Genomic DNA, 14636 nt, shown 5'->3' with positions numbered 1-14636 from the left:
TCCATGCGGTGCGAACGCCGCAACCGCAGGGCGAGGTCCGGCTTTTCGACGCCGGAGCGTGCGGCTAAAGCTCCCCGCGATGGCCGCAACGGACAAGACCCATGTGCATCTCGGCCGCGACGGCTGGCTCTTCCTCATCGCCGGCAGCAACCGCGTCATGGACCGCTATCGCGGGCCCCTGGCGCAATGGTGGCTGCTGCGCCGCTGGTCCCGGCTGATCGCCGCCCGCGCCGCCCGGGCCGAACGGCTCGGCATCCGCTGCCTGCACGTCTTCGTGCCGGAGAAGCTCTCGGTCTACGACAACAAGACCGATGGCCTGCGCTACGCCCCCGGCCATGCCTCGACGCGGCTCCTGGCGCGGCGGCTCGGCCGAAGCCACGCCTATCTCGACCTGCTCGCCCCGCTGCGCGCCGCGCGCGACGGCGTGGCTCCGCTCTACCTGCGCACCGACACCCATTGGTCGCTGGAAGGGTGCCTGCTTGCCTACCGCACCCTCATGCGGGCGCTCGGCGCCACGCCGCCCGCCGACATCGCCCTGCGGCCGAGGGTCGAATGCCCGGAGGTGATGGACCTCGGCGGGAAGCTGGCCGAGCCGCCGGTCGAGGCGGTGGAACGCATGGCGATCCTGCGGGACGCCGCCCGCGTCGAGACCGGCCCCCTGCTCGCCGCCTACGAGGCGGCGGGTCGGGCCGCCGACCTGCATACCGGCGCGCATGTCGTCTACCGCAATGCAGCGGAGACTGCCGACCCGCGCCGGCTGGTGCTGTTCGGCGATTCCTGCGCGCATTTCGCGCCGTTCATGCTGACGGGATTACTCGCCGAGAGCTTCCGGGAGGTGCACTTCGTCTGGTCGTCCAGCCTCGACTGGCATTATATCGAAGCGGTGAAGCCCGATATCCTGCTCTATGAGCTGGCCGAGCGGTTCATCGCCCGCGTGCCGACCGACGATTATGACGTCGCCGCCGGCACCCGTCGCGGCGCGGCGGCGAGGTCGTTGCCGGGTCAGTAGATGGCCGGATCGATCATCACGAAGTCGCCGGACGCGTATTGCGACGCGGGCACGGGCGCGAAGGCGATTCCAAGCATCAGCACGAGGATCGTGGCGAAGCAGGCGAGGGTGGCCGTGACCGTATCCGCGTGCCGCCGCAGCGCGTGGATCGCCATGCAGCCGAGCGTGAAAAGGGCCGCCTCCGCGACGGGCGCCAGCGCGGGGATCATCGGGGAACTCCTTGTATCGGGTAGTAACGGTGGGGCGGGCGCCAAGCACCGGCCAGTCCGCAGACGATGCCGTGTTTTGCTGCGCCGCAACAGAGGCTTCACCTCAAATCAGGTCTGCACGGAGCGGGGCGAAGCTGCACTTTCTCTCGACGGCGGCATTCCAGCGCCTAGTTCAGGGCAAAGGGGCAATGACCCTGCGGGAGGAACACGCAACGCCATGACGGCCACATTCCGCTTCGCCCTCGCCTGCGCCGCCCTAGCGGGGTTCGGCATCCACGGCGCCGCCGCCCAGACCGCCTTCAAGCTCGAAGGGGCCTGTGAATCGCTGGTGGTGGCGGGCCGCGACGTAAGCGCCCAATGCGCCCCCACCCTGACCAACGCGGTGAGCCGCAACCGCACCACCTTCGACTTCATGACGAAGGACGGGCAGGTCGTCAGCTTCTCCGGCAACGGCGCCCAGCAGGAGGCGACGGAGGAGACGGATCCGCTCCAGCCGATCAACGTGGTCTCGGAGAGCAAGACCGGCAGCGAGGTCGGCGCGCCGGTCCTCGCCATCGGCGCCTGCCGGTTCTCGACACCGGAGCCCGGCCGCACGGGCATCGCCTGTGAGGCCAAGACGGCGGATGGACGGGTCTATTCGGGAACGTTCGTGACGGCCGCCAAAGCGGCGCCCGGAGCCCCGACGCGCTGAGCCGAGGACCAGCCGAAAGTGGACAACCGCGAACCATCCGCGCAGCGGACTGGTCAGAGGCGGCGCGAAGCCCCATCTACCGGCATTCACGAGAAAAGTTCCGAAGCGAGATCGATGCTCAACGACCTCAGCGCCGGCGGCGCTTCCGCCGACCTGATCAAGGACACCACGACGGCCTCCTTCCGGCAGGACGTCATCGCCGAATCCATGAACCGACCGGTTCTGGTGGATTTCTGGGCGCCGTGGTGCGGGCCGTGCAAGCAGCTGACGCCCGTCCTGGAGAAGGTCGTTCAGGCTGCGGCCGGCAAGGTCGTGCTGGCCAAGATGAACATCGATGAGCACCCCTCCATCGCGGGGCAGCTCGGCATCCAGTCGATCCCGGCGGTCATCGCCTTCGACAAGGGCCGCCCGGTGGACGGCTTCATGGGCGCCGTGCCCGAGGGCCAGATCAAGGAACTGATCGATCGGCTCGCCGGCCCCGGCGGCCCGTCGCCGATCGAGGCGGCCCTGGAAGAGGCGGCCTCCCTCGTGGAGACAGGCGACCTCGCGGGGGCGTCGGAAATCTACGCGGCGGTGCTCGAACAGGAGCCCGACAACGTCACGGCCCTGGCGGGCTTCGCCAAGCTGCAGCTCGATGCGGGCGAGATCGAGAACGCCAAGCGCGTTTTGGCCATGGTGCCGGAGGAGAAGGCGAACGACCCGGCCCTGGCCGGTGTCCGCGCCGCCCTCGAACTCGCGGAGCAGGCCGCCTCGCTCGGCGATCTCGCCGGGCTGCAGACGGCCATCGACACGAACCCCGACGACCATCAGGCGCGCTACGATCTGGCGCTGGGCCTCGCAGGGCGGAACCAGCGTGAGCAGGCGGTCGATCACCTGATCGAGATCCGCAAGCGCGACAAGACCTGGAACGACGACGCGGCGCGCAAGCAGCTGCTTCAGTTCTTCGAGGCCTGGGGCGTCATGGACCCAGACACGATCCGTGGCCGGCGCAAGCTTTCGGCCCTGCTGTTTTCGTAACGCGCCGGCCCATCCCGGACGAAGTAGGCGCGTCCGGGAGCCGGGCCGGGTAATCGCGCCAGAGGAGGTGCGATGAGCACGCATTCCGGCTTACAGCGTCCGGCGGATTGCCCCGCCGTCATTCCCGTCTTCCCCTTGCCCGGCGCGCTGCTGCTGCCGAGGGGACAGATGCCGCTCAACATCTTCGAGCCGCGCTATCTGAAGATGGTGGACGACGCCCTGCGCGGCGACCGGCTGATCGGCATGATCCAGCCCGATCCGGACGGCACCGCCGCCGCGCACCCCAAGCTGTTCCGCGTGGGCTGCGCCGGGCGCATCACCCAATATGCCGAGACCGGCGACGGCCGTTATCTGATCTCCCTGACGGGCGTCAGCCGCTTCCGCGTGGAGAGCGAGGTCGCCTCGGCCGAGCACTACCGCCTGTGCCAAGTGAGCTACGACGAGTTCGCGGTGGACTTCCAAGCGCGGGCGGGCGAGGAACAGGTCGACCGGGCGGGCGTCCTCAAGGCCCTGCGCGACTTCGTCGAATCGAACGACCTGAAGGTCGATTGGGCGGGGATCGACGAGGCTCCCAACGAGGCCCTCGTGAACGCGCTGTGCATGATGAGCCCGTTCGGGATCCGCGAGAAGCAGGCGATGCTCGAAGCGGCGGACCTCAAGACCCGCGCCGAGATCCTGATCGCGGTCACGCAGATGGAACTCATGCGGGGCTCCGGCCCCGAGCCGACGATGCAATAGGATTCCACCCCGCCATGGCCAACGACCTCTCCGCCCCCGTCGAGGCGACCCGCGTCGATCCCAAGCTCCTCGAAATCCTCGTCTGCCCGCTGACCAAGGGCACGCTGGAATACGATTCCGCCCGGCAGGAGCTGATCAGTCGTTCGGCCAAGCTCGCCTACCCGATCCGCGACGGCATTCCGATCATGCTGCCGGAAGAAGCCCGGCCGTTGCACGACTAAAATCGTCGTCGCCACGAACGACGCGAAAGCGCGGCCGTATTGCCGAGCTTTCGCTCAGTTACGAAATAATACATAATTGTCGGGGCGCGGCCATATTCATGTCGCGCAATTTGGTTTACAACGACTCATCCCGCAACAACGCTGACGACCGGGCGCGAAACCGTGCTGCGGCGTCGCTGTATTTGCAGAGAGCCGTTCCAAGGATGACATTGACCGTTCCGACCGTCTTCGCCGCCGCTGCCCTGACCGCCGGTGCCTTCACCGCGTCCGCAATGGCCGGGCCCGACCGGCACAATGGGAATTGGGCGGTGGAACTCGTGACCGACAGCGGTCTGTGCAGCGCGCGCTACATCTACAGCGTCGCCATCCGAGACGGCGAGGTACGGCCCGCCACGGCGACCGGCGCGCGGGTCAGCGGCCGGGTCTCGCCGGACGGCACGGTGGGCATCACCGTGGCCGGAGCCGGCGGTTCGGGCACCGGCACCGGGCGCCTCAGCGGCACCCAGGGGTCCGGCACCTGGGCCGTGTCCTCGCTCTGCTCCGGCCGCTGGACGGCCCGGCGCGGCGACACGCGCACCGCCCAGGCCGAGTAGGAGCCCTCAGGCGGCGGAGGCGAGCCAGGAGCGCGCCTCGGCCAGGCGCTCGCGCTCGAACACCTTGATCTTGTAGGGCGAGACGAAGGCGAAGGTCTCGGCCATCACCTTCAGCCACGGCGCATCGGTGACGAGCGCCACATGGCTCACGCCCTTCATCATCGAGATGCCGAAGCGCGGATCCTTGAAGAAGGCCGCCGGCTCCATGCCCTGGAAGCTGCGGATGTCCTCCAGCAGCTTGATGCGCTCGCCCTTGTCCAGGTCCGCCTTCATGGCGACGATGGCCGCGTTCATCTCCTCGTCGGAGATTTTTCCGTCGACCACGATTTCGGCCACGTTCGAGTCGGGCGTCTTGGTGTAGCTCAGCACTTGATCGCTCTCCGTCCACGGCGTCGCAGCCGAAGCGCCCTGTCTCCTACAAAAAGCTCTGCGGGTCGACATCGATCGTGACCTTGAGGTTGCCGCGCGGCTTCGGGGCGCGGGCCAGCCACTCCCGCAGGTAGGCCTGCATGTCGATGTTGCGCTCGGTCTTCACGAGGAGCCGGAAGCGATGGCGCCCCCGGATCAGCGCCAGCGGCGCCTCGGCGGGGCCGAGCACCATGACGCCCGCTGGCGGATCGGCCTCGCGGGCCAGCGCCTGCCCATAGGCCTCGGCCACCGCCTTGTCGGTGGCGGAGACGATCAGCGCCGCGAGCCGGCCGAAGGGCGGCAGGCCCGCCGCCTCGCGGGCGGCGATCTCCTCCGCGTAGAACCGCTCCGCATCACCGGACAGCAGGGCCGAGATCACCGGATGCTCCGGCTGGTAGGTCTGCACGAGCGCCCGCCCCGGCTTCTCCCCGCGCCCGGCCCGGCCCGTCACCTGTTGCAGCAACTGGAAGGTGCGCTCGGCGGCGCGCGGGTCGCCGGAGGTGAGGCCGATATCGGCATCGAGCACGCCGACCAGCGTCAGGCCGGGGAAGTTGTGCCCCTTGGCGACGAGCTGTGTGCCGATCACGAGGTCGCATTCCCCCGCCGCCACCGCTTCCAGTTCCTGGCGCAGCCGTTCGGCGCCGCCGGGGAAGTCGCTCGACAGCACGATGATGCGCTTGTCCGGGAACAGCCCGGCGGCCTCCTCGGCGATGCGCTCGACGCCGGGGCCGCAGGGAGTCAGGTGGTCGAAGGCGCCGCAATTCGTGCAGGCCTCCGGCCGGCGCTCGGTATAGCCGCATTGGTGGCACACCAGCGCCCGGCGGAAGCGGTGCTCCACCAGCCAGGTCGAACAGTTCTTGCACTGGTAGCGGTGGCCGCAGGCCCGGCACAGGGTGAGCGGCGCGTAGCCCCGCCGGTTCAGGAACAGCAACGCCTGTTCCCCGCGCTCCAAGGTGTGCTTCACCGCATTGATGAGCGGCGGGCTGATGAAGCTGCCCTTGGCCGGCGCATCGCGCCGCATGTCGATGGCTGCGATGTCGGGCAGGCGCCGGCCGCCGAACCGCTCGGGCAGGACGAGGTGGTCGTAGCGCCCCCGCGCCGCGTTCACCCGGCTTTCGATGGAGGGCGTCGCGGAGGCGAGCACCACCGGGCATCCTTCGAGCCGCCCCCGCACCACCGCCATGTCGCGGGCGTGATAGTGGACGCCGTCCTCCTGCTTGTAGGCGGTCTCGTGCTCCTCATCGACCACGATCAGGCCGAGCTGCGCGAAGGGCAGGAACAGCGCCGAGCGGGCGCCGACCACCACCTTCGCCTCGCCCGAGGCGACGGCGACCCGCAGCCGCTCCCGGCGCCGTCCGCCGATGCCGGAATGCCAGGCCGCCGGGCGGACGCCGAACCGTTCCGCGAACCGGTCGAGGAACTGCGCGGTGAGGGCGATTTCCGGCATCAGGATCAGGGCCTGCCGCCCCGCCCGGACGCAACTCGCCACCGCCTCGAAATAGACCTCCGTCTTGCCCGAGCCGGTGACGCCTTCGAGGAGCACGGGCTTCGCCGTGCCGGCCTCGGCGCTCGCGGCGATGATCGCATCGAGCGACGCCACCGCCTCGGCCTGCGCGTCCGAGAGGGGCACGCGGGGATGGTCCGGGTCGGGCTCGGGCGCCACGGGCTCCGGCGCGATGGCAAGCGCTTCGAGCGCCCCGTCATCGATGAGCCCATCCACCACCGAGAGCGAGACGCCGGCCTCCTTGGCCAGGGCGCTCTTGCCGCGCAACTCCCCGTCGGCGGCGATGGCGAGCACCTTCGCGCGCGCAGGCGTTGGCCGGGACGGGGGCTTGCCCGAACTGCGCACCGCGACGCGGGCGATCTCCGCACCGGCCGCCTCGTCGGGCAGGCGCAGCACCATCGCCAGCGCCGAGCCCCGGGGGGCGAGGGTGTAGCGGGCGATCCAGTCCACCAGCCCGCGCAGGGTGCCGCCGAGGCGGGGAACGTCGAGGATGCCGGTGACGGGCCGCAGGTTCGAGCCGCCGACGCTCTCGGCGACGTTCCACACCACCCCGACCGTCTCGCGCGGGCCGAGGGGGACCTGAACCACGTCGCCGGCCGTCACGGTCAGCCCATGCGGGACGACGTAGCTGTAGGGCGTATCGATCGCGAGGGGGATCTGGATTTCGGCGACGGTCGGCATGTTCTGCCTTTGTACCATAGCGGACGGGAATTGGCTCCTGCCCGCCCTCGTCGCCGAAGGGAAATTTACGAGTGGCGGCGCACGGCGTAGCGGTAGCGCCGTCCCTCCTCATCGAGCAACTCGCTGTCGGAACTCTCCCGCCACACGATCTCGTCGCCGGGGCCGGCGGCGTCGGTGAGCACGGTGCCGCGCACGATGTCGAGCGCGAGGCCCGCGCCGTAGCTCATGGCGGTCGCGTCCGTGATGGCGGCGCCGATATCGCCTCCATCGGGAAGACAGGCGAACAGGACGCCGTCGGCGATGGCGAGGGTGTAGGTTTGCATGCGGCGGCTCCAACTCAAACGAGCAGCTCGGAAGGGGCGAACCTAGGAACCCCGGCCAGCAGGAGAAGCGCGTTCTCCGAATTGCTGCAATGCAACAAGACGCCGGGGCACCGTCATGTGTTCCGGTTCGGGAGGCGGCCCAGGGTTGTGAGACCATCTCCCGACGTGCTTCGCACGAGCGTTATGACACCTGAGGCACCCGATCGGTGCCGTCACACTCGCGTGAGCGGCGGAGTCTCCGGGGGCGAGACGACGACCGTCGTCGGCACGCTCTCCTCGTCCGAGAAGGCGGCGATGACCTGCGGCGTGAGGGCGTCGCCGTCCTCGCGGGAATTCGGGACGAGGCGCACCGTCTTCTGACGGGGCGGGGGCGCGTCGCTGCCGGCATGTTCGTCGGCGACGGCCACGACCGCCTCCGGCGCGATCAACCCGAGCCCGGCGGCGTGGCGGGCGATGGCGATGCTGTCGGCGGCGAGAACGAGGCTCGATCCGGTCGCGGCCACGGCGCCCGCGAGTCGCACCACCTCCTCCGTCCGCGCGGCATCCCGCGAGACGTTGCGGATGTAGACCGCCTTCACCCGTCCGGGGTTGTCGGCGACGATCTGAGCGTAGACCTCCGGGTCGTGCTGCCCGCTATCGCCGATCAGCACGAAGGGCCGGTCGTGGTAGAGGTCGAGCATGTGCCGGATCAGCGCCTGCTTGTGATCCTCGGCCTTGCGCGGGAGCGGGTGCGTCCAGGACAGGCCCCATTCCCGCAGGAACAGCACTGGCCCCGCCGGGATGCCGTGGCGCTGGAAGAACTCCGTCAGCATCTCGTAGAGCCCCCAGGGCGCCCGCGAGACGTAAAGCATCGGGTTGCCCCCGCCCCCGCTCGGGCCGGCATGGAGCGCCCGGTAGAGCGACGTGACGCCGGGGAAGGCGACGCGGCTTTCCGCATCCTCCACGAACAGTCGCCAGAGCATCTTCAGCTTGTTGGCGACGCCCGTGCGCATCACCGTGTCGTCGATGTCGCTGACGACGACGTAGCCGCATCCGGCGGGCGGGATGTAGACCTCGCCCTTCGCCGGGATGGGCGGATCGGCCTCCAGGGTGAGCTGAACCTCGTGCCAGGGGCCTTCGACGTTCGGCAGGGATCGCGGGCGCAGACGCACCCGGAAATAGCCGTCGCTGTCCGTCACGACCCGCGTCTCGGCTCCGCCGAACCGGGCGAGGATCGCGGCATCGGCCACGACGCGGCGGGAGATGCGGCGGCGGACGTCGCGCCATTGCGCCCGCAGGGACTCGGGATCCTCGCCGGGCCTGTCCGGCGATTGGCGGAAGACCCGGCCGATCAGGAAGATCTCTTCGGCCGAGCCGTAGCCCCGGTAGGGCTCGACCACGAGCCCGCCGCGCCCCTGTGCCCGCCGCACCGGACGGGCGACGACGCGCAACGCCTTCCGCGCGGCCCGGCCGGCTCGTGTCGACATGCCGAGAAAAGCCTCAGGCTTGCGGGAGATCGGGGGTGAGGCCGAGGGCGTCGAGCCCTTCCTCGAGCAGGTCGCCGGCATCGGGCGAACCGAGCAGTTCCTTCACCGCGCCTTCGCCGGCTGCCTCGCGCTCGCGGGCGAACTTCACGGCGGCGTCCCACTCCTCCGGCTCCATGTCGCCACGGCCGATATAGAGGAGCGCCAGAAGCTCGGCGCGGGAATCGTCGTCCATGCCGGCGATCATGCCGCGCACTTCGGATTCGGTGGCGTCGTCGGTGCCCGAGACGAGCACGTCGGTGGCGCCGTCATCGATGGGGTTCGAGCCGGAATCCGGATCGGTCGGGCCTTCCTTCACCTCGATCGCGCGGAGCCGGATGACGATGTCGGCGACGGTGTCGGGGGCGAGGTCCATCGATGTCTCCTGAGGACGCATGAAACAGCAGGGCATTCGCGCCCCTTGAGCCACGACAACGGGCGAGGCGCGCGGCGGTTCGCTCCCGTTTCACCGCCAAAGCGGTAGACTGCGTGGTCCACAGCGTCGGGCGGAACGAAGCGGTACCTTTCGGGCTTGCAGTTCGCCGATGACGACCGACCTTCTCACCCTGTCCGCAACACGCGCCGCCAAGCCTCCCGTCTGGGCGGCCGTTCTCGCGAGCGCTGGCCTTTCGTGGCTGCTGGCATCGCCCGCCGAGGCGCGGCCGAGCTACGACGGCAGCGCGCCGACCTGCTTCCTCACCGCAGGCGGCGCCCTCGAAATCTGCCGCGACGGCAGCGAAGCGGAGGGCGTCCTGGCGGCGCCATCACCCTGCGCCTTCGCGCGTGGCATCCAGCTCCTTCGCCTGCCGAAGACCGGCGTGACGGCGGTGTTCCAGGGCGAGAGCCCGCTGGCCAAGACACGCCGGGGCGAGGATTGTCCCGAGCGGAAGGCCACGGATGCGCGCGACGGCGGCGCGCTCCACACCGGCCGCAGCCCGGAACAGCTCGCGACGATCCTGCCGCCCTCGCAATCGCGCTTCGGCGTCGCCTTGCCGGAGGAACGGCGGCGGAAGGGCGAGGAACCGACCCAGGAAGGCATCGGCCCGCGCGATCCCATCGCCATCGCCGGCCGGGATTGGGCCGGCGAGGAATATTCCTACGTCTTCCTGCTCGGCCAGGAATCCACCGCCACCGAGGCCGAGGCGCCGGAGGACCAGCCCCGGCGCGGACGCGGCCGCCGCAGGCGCGAGGCGTCCGAGCCGGCCGCACCGGCCTCCTTCAGGCGGATTCAGATCGAGGCACGCACCCTCGACTTCGCGACCTTCGAGATTCGCACCCGCGACGAGGATGGCAAGCTCGCCTGGGAGCCCTTCACGCAGGAGCGCAAGAAGCGGCGTCGCGCCTCCGACGCCCCGACACCCGTGGCGGTGCTGGACGAGGCCGGCAAGCCGCTGATGTCCGCCTGCCCGGCGCCGCCCTTCGCGACGCAGGGCCTCGCCGGTTCGATCAGCATCGTCGACCGCACGTATCACTACTTCTACACGGACGTGCTGCCCGAGGATTGCGGCCTGCCGCCGGAGCAGCGGCGCATGGGCCTGTACCTGCGCACCTCCACCGACCTCGCCGCCGACAGGGTGTGGTCGACCGCGCGACGCCTCGGCGCGGCCCTGCCGCCGAACAGCCTGGTGCGGGTGGCCCGCGCCAAGGGCGCGACCCGCTGGGCGGTGTCCTACACCTGCAACCGCCCGGCGAACGCCCCCGGCGGCCCGCTGGCCGACATCTGCCTGCAATACACGGCCGATCTCGATCCGGCGGGGATCGGCGCCCTGACGCTCTACGCGGACCCGGTCGAGGCCGGGCGCTCGCCGACCTATCTCGGCCTGCGCTCGGGCGGGAACGGGGCAGGGCGCTTCGACCGCGCCACCCATTTCTGGATGACCGACGCCTACGGCAACCTCGACCTGCCGACGACCTATGCCGGCAAGTCGGGCCTCCTGACCTGGGTCGACCGCCTCTCCCCCGGCGCCGGGGGCTACGAGGGCTCGCGGGTCTATGGCCGGCCGGCCTTCTGGGCGACATGGACCGTGCGCCGGACGGGCACGCCCTGACCGGAAGGGCATGCGCCGGGCTCACGGGGGCGTTATATGGCTCCACCGGGCACCGAGAGGCGGTGCGTCAGATCTGACCGATGGGCACCGTAACAGACCTCTGGTTCGCCGCGAGCATCGTGGCGATCTCGCTCGTCCTCTCCGCCTTCTTCGCGGGTGCCGAGACAGCCTTCACCGCCGCCTCGCGGGCGCGGATGCACGCCCTGGAACAGGGGGGTGATCCCCGCGCCAGCATCGTCAACCGCATCCTCGCGATCCGCGAGCGGTTCATCGGCGCGATGCTCATCGGCTACAACATCGTCGCCATCGGGGCGTCGGCCTTCACGACGAGCGTGCTCACCGCTCTGTTCGGCAAGAGCGGCGTCATCTACGCGACCATCGGCATGTCGGTGCTGGTCATCGTCTTCGCGGAGGTGCTGCCGAAGACGCTGGCCATTTCCAACCCCGACAAGATCGCCCTGCTGATCGCGCGGCCGGTCGCCTTCGCTGTCGCGCTGATGGGCCCGCCCGCGCTGGCCATCGAGCAATTGGTGCGCCTGATGCTGAAACCCTTCGGCGTCACCATCGGCGAGCACCAATCGATCCTCACCGCCGCCGAGGAGATCCGGGGGCAGGTGGCGCTCCTGCACCGGGAGGGCGGCGTCGAGCGGGCTGAGCGCGACATGCTCGGCGGCCTCCTCGACCTGTCGAACCTCTCCGTGTCCGATGTGATGGTCCACCGCACCAAGATGCGCGCCATCGACGCCGACATGACCTCGCAGGACATCGTCCGCGCGGTGCTGGCCTCGCCCTACACGCGGATGCCCCTGTGGCGGGGCACGCCGGAGAACATCGTCGGCGTGCTCCACGCCAAGGATCTGCTCCGCGCCCTCGACGCGGCAGGGGGTGACGCCTCCGGGCTTAAGGTCGAGGAACTGGCCCTCGAAACGTGGTTCGTCCCCGGCACCACGACCCTGCGGGCGCAGCTCAAGGCATTCCTCTCGAAGAAGACGCACTTCGCCCTCGTCGTGGACGAGTACGGCGAGGTGATGGGCCTCGTGACCCTTGAGGACATCCTGGAGGAGATCGTCGGCGACATCGCGGACGAGCACGACGTGACGGTCTCGGGCGTGCGTTTTCAGGTGGACGGGTCGGTGAACGTCGATGGCGGCGTGCCGATCCGCGACCTCAACCGCGCAATGGACTGGCACCTGCCCGACGACGAGGCCACCACCATCGCCGGCCTCGTGATCCACGAAGCCCGCACCATCCCGGACCAGGGCACTGCGTTCAACTTCCACGGCTTCCGCTTCCAGGTGCTGAGGAAGGCGAAGAACCGGATCACGACCCTGAAGATCACCCCGCTGTCAGCGGTGGTCCAGCCGCCGACGCTGGCCTTGGAGCATCGCGACACGGCGTGAGGGCTGGCGCCTCGTCAGAGATGGCGCAGACCAGCGCGGACGACGTCACTGGCCGAACCGTAGCGTCCGCCCTCGACCTGCCGGTCGATGAAGCGCGAAAAATGGTCGTTGAGGGCGATCGAGGTATTGCGTCCCACGGAATCCCCGGTGGCGGCACAGTTACCAATTCCTGGTAACTGTGCCGCCGCCGCGCCCAAAAGAAAAGGGGCCGCCTTGCGGCGACCCCCTTCCCGTTCCGTCAGGTGGCGTGGACTTAGAAGTCCATGCCGCCCATGCCGCCGCCGCCCGGCATCGCGGGGGCGCCGCCGTCCTTCTTCGGGGCGTCGGCCACCATGGCCTCCGTCGTCACCAGCAGGCCGGCCACCGAGGCGGCGTCCTGAAGGGCGGTGCGGACGACCTTGGCCGGGTCCACGATACCGGCCTGGATCATGTCGACGTACTCTTCGGTCTGGGCGTTGAAGCCGTAGGTCTCGGAGTCCGTCTTGTCGGTGATCTTGCCGACCACGATCGAACCCTCGACGCCCGCGTTCTGGGCGATCTGGCGGATCGGGGCCTCAAGGGCCTTCAGGACGATCTTGATGCCGGCCTGGACGTCCGGGATGTCGGACTTCAGCTCGGCGACCGCCTTCTTGGCGCGGAGCAGCGCGGTGCCGCCGCCGGGAACGATGCCCTCTTCCACCGCAGCGCGGGTGGCGTTGAGCGCGTCGTCGACGCGGTCCTTCTTCTCCTTCACCTCGACCTCGGTCGCGCCACCGACGCGGATCACCGCGACGCCGCCCGCGAGCTTGGCCAGACGCTCCTGCAGCTTCTCACGGTCGTAGTCCGAGGTGGTCTCCTCGATCTGCGCCTTGATCTGCGAGATGCGGCCCTCGATCTCGGACTTCTCGCCCACGCCGTCGATGATCGTGGTGTTCTCCTTCTCGATGCGGACGCGCTTGGCGCGGCCGAGCATCGGGAGGGTCACGTTCTCGAGCTTGATGCCGAGGTCCTCGGCGATCATCTGGCCCTTGGTCAGGATCGCGATGTCCTCGAGCATCGCCTTGCGGCGATCACCGAAGCCCGGAGCCTTGACGGCCGCGACCTTCAGGCCGCCGCGCAGCTTGTTCACGACGAGCGTGGCCAGCGCCTCACCCTCGATGTCCTCGGCGATGATGACGAGCGGCTTGCCGGTCTGCACCACGGCCTCGAGCACCGGCAGCATGGCCTGGAGCGAGGAGAGCTTCTTCTCGTGGATGAGGATGTAGGGGTCCTCGAGCTCGGCGACCATCTTCTCCGCGTTCGTGATGAAGTACGGGGAGAGGTAGCCGCGGTCGAACTGCATGCCCTCGACGACGTCCAGCTCGGTCTCGGCCGTCTTGGCCTCCTCGACGGTGATGACGCCTTCGTTGCCCACCTTCTGCATGGCGTGGGCGATCATCTCGCCGATCTCCTTGTCGCCGTTGGCGGAGATCGTGCCGACCTGGGCGACCTCGTCGGAGGTCGAGACCTTCTTGGCGCGGGCGATGATGTCCTTCACCGCGGCGGCGGTGGCGAGGTCGATGCCGCGCTTCAGGTCCATCGGGTTGATGCCGGCGGCCACGTACTTGGCGCCCTCGCGGACGATGGCCTGGGCCAGCACAGTCGCGGTGGTGGTGCCGTCACCGGCGATGTCGTTGGTCTTCGAGGCCACTTCGCGCACCATCTGGGCGCCCATGTTCTCGAAGCGGTCGGCGAGCTCGATCTCCTTGGCGACCGTCACACCGTCCTTGGTGATGCGCGGGGCGCCGAAGCTCTTCTCGATCACGACGTTGCGGCCCTTCGGGCCGAGCGTCACCTTGACGGCGTCCGCGAGGATGTCGACGCCGCGAAGCATCTTGTCGCGGGCGTCGGCGGAGAAACGAACGTCTTTCGCTGCCATGTCCTAAGCTCTTTCGGTTCGAGGATGCCCCGAGGCCGGGTTCGGCCTCAAAGGGACTTCAAAGCTGTCTGGGTCGGATGGGGGTCAGAGGTTGACCACGCCCATGATGTCCGACTCCTTCATGATGAGGAGGTCTTCGCCGTCGATCTTGACCTCGGTGCCGGACCACTTGCCGAACAGGACGCGGTCGCCGGCCTTGACGTCGAGGGGGTTCACCCGGCCGTTCTCGTCGCGGGCGCCCGGCCCGACGGCGATGATCTCGCCCTCCTGCGGCTTCTCCTTGGCGGAATCGGGGATGATGATCCCGCCCTTCGTCCTCTCTTCGCTCTCGATACGGCGGACGACCACACGGTCGTGCAGCGGACGGAACTTCATGAGTTGCCCTCTTGCTTCAG

At 69.3% G+C, this 14636-nt stretch carries 16 protein-coding genes and 1 pseudogene; 8 read left to right on the top strand and 9 right to left on the bottom strand.

Annotated features, from left to right (window positions below):
• Nucleotides 1-79: 79 nt before the first annotated feature.
• Complete coding sequence (locus ACXJ1Y_RS09940) at nt 80-1009, top strand: alginate O-acetyltransferase AlgX-related protein (protein ID WP_463849853.1); 930 nt, start codon at nt 80-82, stop codon at nt 1007-1009.
• Here ACXJ1Y_RS09940 and ACXJ1Y_RS09935 read toward each other — a convergent pair.
• Entirely contained in the window at nt 1003-1218 is a 216-nt protein-coding gene (locus ACXJ1Y_RS09935) for a hypothetical protein (protein ID WP_463849852.1), read from the bottom strand. The genes ACXJ1Y_RS09940 and ACXJ1Y_RS09935 overlap by 7 nt on opposite strands.
• A gap of 217 nt (nt 1219-1435) precedes the next feature.
• Between ACXJ1Y_RS09935 and ACXJ1Y_RS09930 the strand changes: the two genes are divergently transcribed.
• From ACXJ1Y_RS09930 to ACXJ1Y_RS09910, 5 genes are all read left to right on the top strand, one after another.
• On the top strand, nt 1436-1909 hold the full coding sequence (locus ACXJ1Y_RS09930; RefSeq protein ID WP_463849851.1) for a hypothetical protein: 474 nt from the start codon (nt 1436-1438) through the stop codon (nt 1907-1909).
• Between the two features lie 114 nt (nt 1910-2023).
• Nucleotides 2024-2926 carry a thioredoxin gene (gene trxA / locus ACXJ1Y_RS09925; protein ID WP_463849850.1) on the top strand — a complete coding sequence of 301 codons (903 nt, stop codon included), beginning with the start codon at nt 2024-2026 and terminating at the stop codon, nt 2924-2926.
• A gap of 72 nt (nt 2927-2998) precedes the next feature.
• A complete protein-coding gene (locus ACXJ1Y_RS09920) occupies nt 2999-3664 on the top strand; it encodes an LON peptidase substrate-binding domain-containing protein (RefSeq protein ID WP_463849849.1) in 666 nt (221 codons plus the stop codon).
• 14 nt (nt 3665-3678) lie between these two features.
• Nucleotides 3679-3885 (top strand): Trm112 family protein, encoded by a 207-nt coding sequence (locus ACXJ1Y_RS09915; RefSeq protein ID WP_463849848.1) that lies wholly within the window; start codon nt 3679-3681, stop codon nt 3883-3885.
• A 203-nt stretch (nt 3886-4088) separates the two neighbouring features.
• The gene (locus ACXJ1Y_RS09910) at nt 4089-4478 is read left to right on the top strand and encodes a hypothetical protein (protein ID WP_463849847.1); all 390 of its coding nucleotides are present in this window, start codon (nt 4089-4091) and stop codon (nt 4476-4478) included.
• Between the two features lie 6 nt (nt 4479-4484).
• On the opposite strand, the gene ACXJ1Y_RS09905 is transcribed toward ACXJ1Y_RS09910, so the two are convergent.
• The 5 genes from ACXJ1Y_RS09905 to ACXJ1Y_RS09885 form a co-directional block, all read right to left on the bottom strand.
• Nucleotides 4485-4847 carry a SpoIIAA family protein gene (locus tag ACXJ1Y_RS09905; RefSeq protein ID WP_463849846.1) on the bottom strand — a complete coding sequence of 121 codons (363 nt, stop codon included), beginning with the start codon at nt 4845-4847 and terminating at the stop codon, nt 4485-4487.
• Between the two features lie 46 nt (nt 4848-4893).
• On the bottom strand, nt 4894-7089 hold the full coding sequence (locus tag ACXJ1Y_RS09900) for a primosomal protein N' (protein WP_463849845.1): 2196 nt from the start codon (nt 7087-7089) through the stop codon (nt 4894-4896).
• Nucleotides 7090-7136: 47 nt separating this feature from the next.
• Nucleotides 7137-7394, bottom strand: a complete 258-nt coding sequence (locus ACXJ1Y_RS09895; RefSeq protein ID WP_243953998.1) for a hypothetical protein — start codon at nt 7392-7394, stop codon at nt 7137-7139.
• Nucleotides 7395-7606: 212 nt separating this feature from the next.
• The gene (locus ACXJ1Y_RS09890; RefSeq protein ID WP_463849844.1) at nt 7607-8860 is read right to left on the bottom strand and encodes an App1 family protein phosphatidate phosphatase; all 1254 of its coding nucleotides are present in this window, start codon (nt 8858-8860) and stop codon (nt 7607-7609) included.
• A 13-nt stretch (nt 8861-8873) separates the two neighbouring features.
• Nucleotides 8874-9272 carry a DUF3775 domain-containing protein gene (locus ACXJ1Y_RS09885; RefSeq protein WP_463849843.1) on the bottom strand — a complete coding sequence of 133 codons (399 nt, stop codon included), beginning with the start codon at nt 9270-9272 and terminating at the stop codon, nt 8874-8876.
• 169 nt (nt 9273-9441) lie between these two features.
• Here ACXJ1Y_RS09885 and ACXJ1Y_RS09880 point away from each other — a divergent pair, with 169 nt between their 5' ends.
• Both ACXJ1Y_RS09880 and ACXJ1Y_RS09875 read left to right on the top strand, forming a co-directional pair.
• Nucleotides 9442-10944: a hypothetical protein gene (locus tag ACXJ1Y_RS09880; RefSeq protein ID WP_463849842.1), complete on the top strand. Its 1503-nt coding sequence runs from the start codon at nt 9442-9444 to the stop codon at nt 10942-10944.
• Between the two features lie 80 nt (nt 10945-11024).
• Nucleotides 11025-12344 carry an HlyC/CorC family transporter gene (locus tag ACXJ1Y_RS09875; protein WP_463849841.1) on the top strand — a complete coding sequence of 440 codons (1320 nt, stop codon included), beginning with the start codon at nt 11025-11027 and terminating at the stop codon, nt 12342-12344.
• A 17-nt stretch (nt 12345-12361) separates the two neighbouring features.
• On the opposite strand, the pseudogene ACXJ1Y_RS09870 reads toward ACXJ1Y_RS09875, so the two are convergent.
• The 3 genes and pseudogenes from ACXJ1Y_RS09870 to groES all read right to left on the bottom strand — a co-directional run.
• Nucleotides 12362-12481: pseudogene (locus tag ACXJ1Y_RS09870) on the bottom strand (type II toxin-antitoxin system ParD family antitoxin); the annotation flags it as partial.
• 116 nt (nt 12482-12597) lie between these two features.
• Complete coding sequence (gene groL, locus ACXJ1Y_RS09865; RefSeq protein WP_463849840.1) at nt 12598-14241, bottom strand: chaperonin GroEL; 1644 nt, start codon at nt 14239-14241, stop codon at nt 12598-12600.
• 84 nt (nt 14242-14325) lie between these two features.
• Nucleotides 14326-14616 (bottom strand): co-chaperone GroES, encoded by a 291-nt coding sequence (gene groES, locus ACXJ1Y_RS09860; RefSeq protein ID WP_238249590.1) that lies wholly within the window; start codon nt 14614-14616, stop codon nt 14326-14328.
• Between the last annotated feature and the right edge of the window lie 20 nt (nt 14617-14636).

Source organism: Methylobacterium sp. TK26, from assembly GCF_055361565.1.
The sequence above is the reverse complement of the archived record's forward strand: the minus strand, read 5'-3'. Positions and strand labels throughout refer to the sequence as shown.

What these genes read in the sequence shown, in the direction of transcription:
- ACXJ1Y_RS09900 (WP_463849845.1), bottom strand. Translation starts at nt 7,089, where the DNA reads ATGGTACAAAGGCAGAACATGCCGACCGTCGCCGAAATCCAGATCCCC.
- ACXJ1Y_RS09895 (WP_243953998.1), bottom strand. Translation starts at nt 7,394, where the DNA reads ATGCAAACCTACACCCTCGCCATCGCCGACGGCGTCCTGTTCGCCTGT.
- ACXJ1Y_RS09910 (WP_463849847.1), top strand. Translation starts at nt 4,089, where the DNA reads ATGACATTGACCGTTCCGACCGTCTTCGCCGCCGCTGCCCTGACCGCC.
- ACXJ1Y_RS09940 (WP_463849853.1), top strand. Translation starts at nt 80, where the DNA reads ATGGCCGCAACGGACAAGACCCATGTGCATCTCGGCCGCGACGGCTGG.
- ACXJ1Y_RS09875 (WP_463849841.1), top strand. Translation starts at nt 11,025, where the DNA reads ATGGGCACCGTAACAGACCTCTGGTTCGCCGCGAGCATCGTGGCGATC.
- trxA (WP_463849850.1), top strand. Translation starts at nt 2,024, where the DNA reads ATGCTCAACGACCTCAGCGCCGGCGGCGCTTCCGCCGACCTGATCAAG.
- ACXJ1Y_RS09935 (WP_463849852.1), bottom strand. Translation starts at nt 1,218, where the DNA reads ATGATCCCCGCGCTGGCGCCCGTCGCGGAGGCGGCCCTTTTCACGCTC.
- ACXJ1Y_RS09915 (WP_463849848.1), top strand. Translation starts at nt 3,679, where the DNA reads ATGGCCAACGACCTCTCCGCCCCCGTCGAGGCGACCCGCGTCGATCCC.
- groES (WP_238249590.1), bottom strand. Translation starts at nt 14,616, where the DNA reads ATGAAGTTCCGTCCGCTGCACGACCGTGTGGTCGTCCGCCGTATCGAG.
- ACXJ1Y_RS09880 (WP_463849842.1), top strand. Translation starts at nt 9,442, where the DNA reads ATGACGACCGACCTTCTCACCCTGTCCGCAACACGCGCCGCCAAGCCT.
- ACXJ1Y_RS09890 (WP_463849844.1), bottom strand. Translation starts at nt 8,860, where the DNA reads ATGTCGACACGAGCCGGCCGGGCCGCGCGGAAGGCGTTGCGCGTCGTC.
- ACXJ1Y_RS09920 (WP_463849849.1), top strand. Translation starts at nt 2,999, where the DNA reads ATGAGCACGCATTCCGGCTTACAGCGTCCGGCGGATTGCCCCGCCGTC.
- ACXJ1Y_RS09930 (WP_463849851.1), top strand. Translation starts at nt 1,436, where the DNA reads ATGACGGCCACATTCCGCTTCGCCCTCGCCTGCGCCGCCCTAGCGGGG.
- ACXJ1Y_RS09885 (WP_463849843.1), bottom strand. Translation starts at nt 9,272, where the DNA reads ATGGACCTCGCCCCCGACACCGTCGCCGACATCGTCATCCGGCTCCGC.
- groL (WP_463849840.1), bottom strand. Translation starts at nt 14,241, where the DNA reads ATGGCAGCGAAAGACGTTCGTTTCTCCGCCGACGCCCGCGACAAGATG.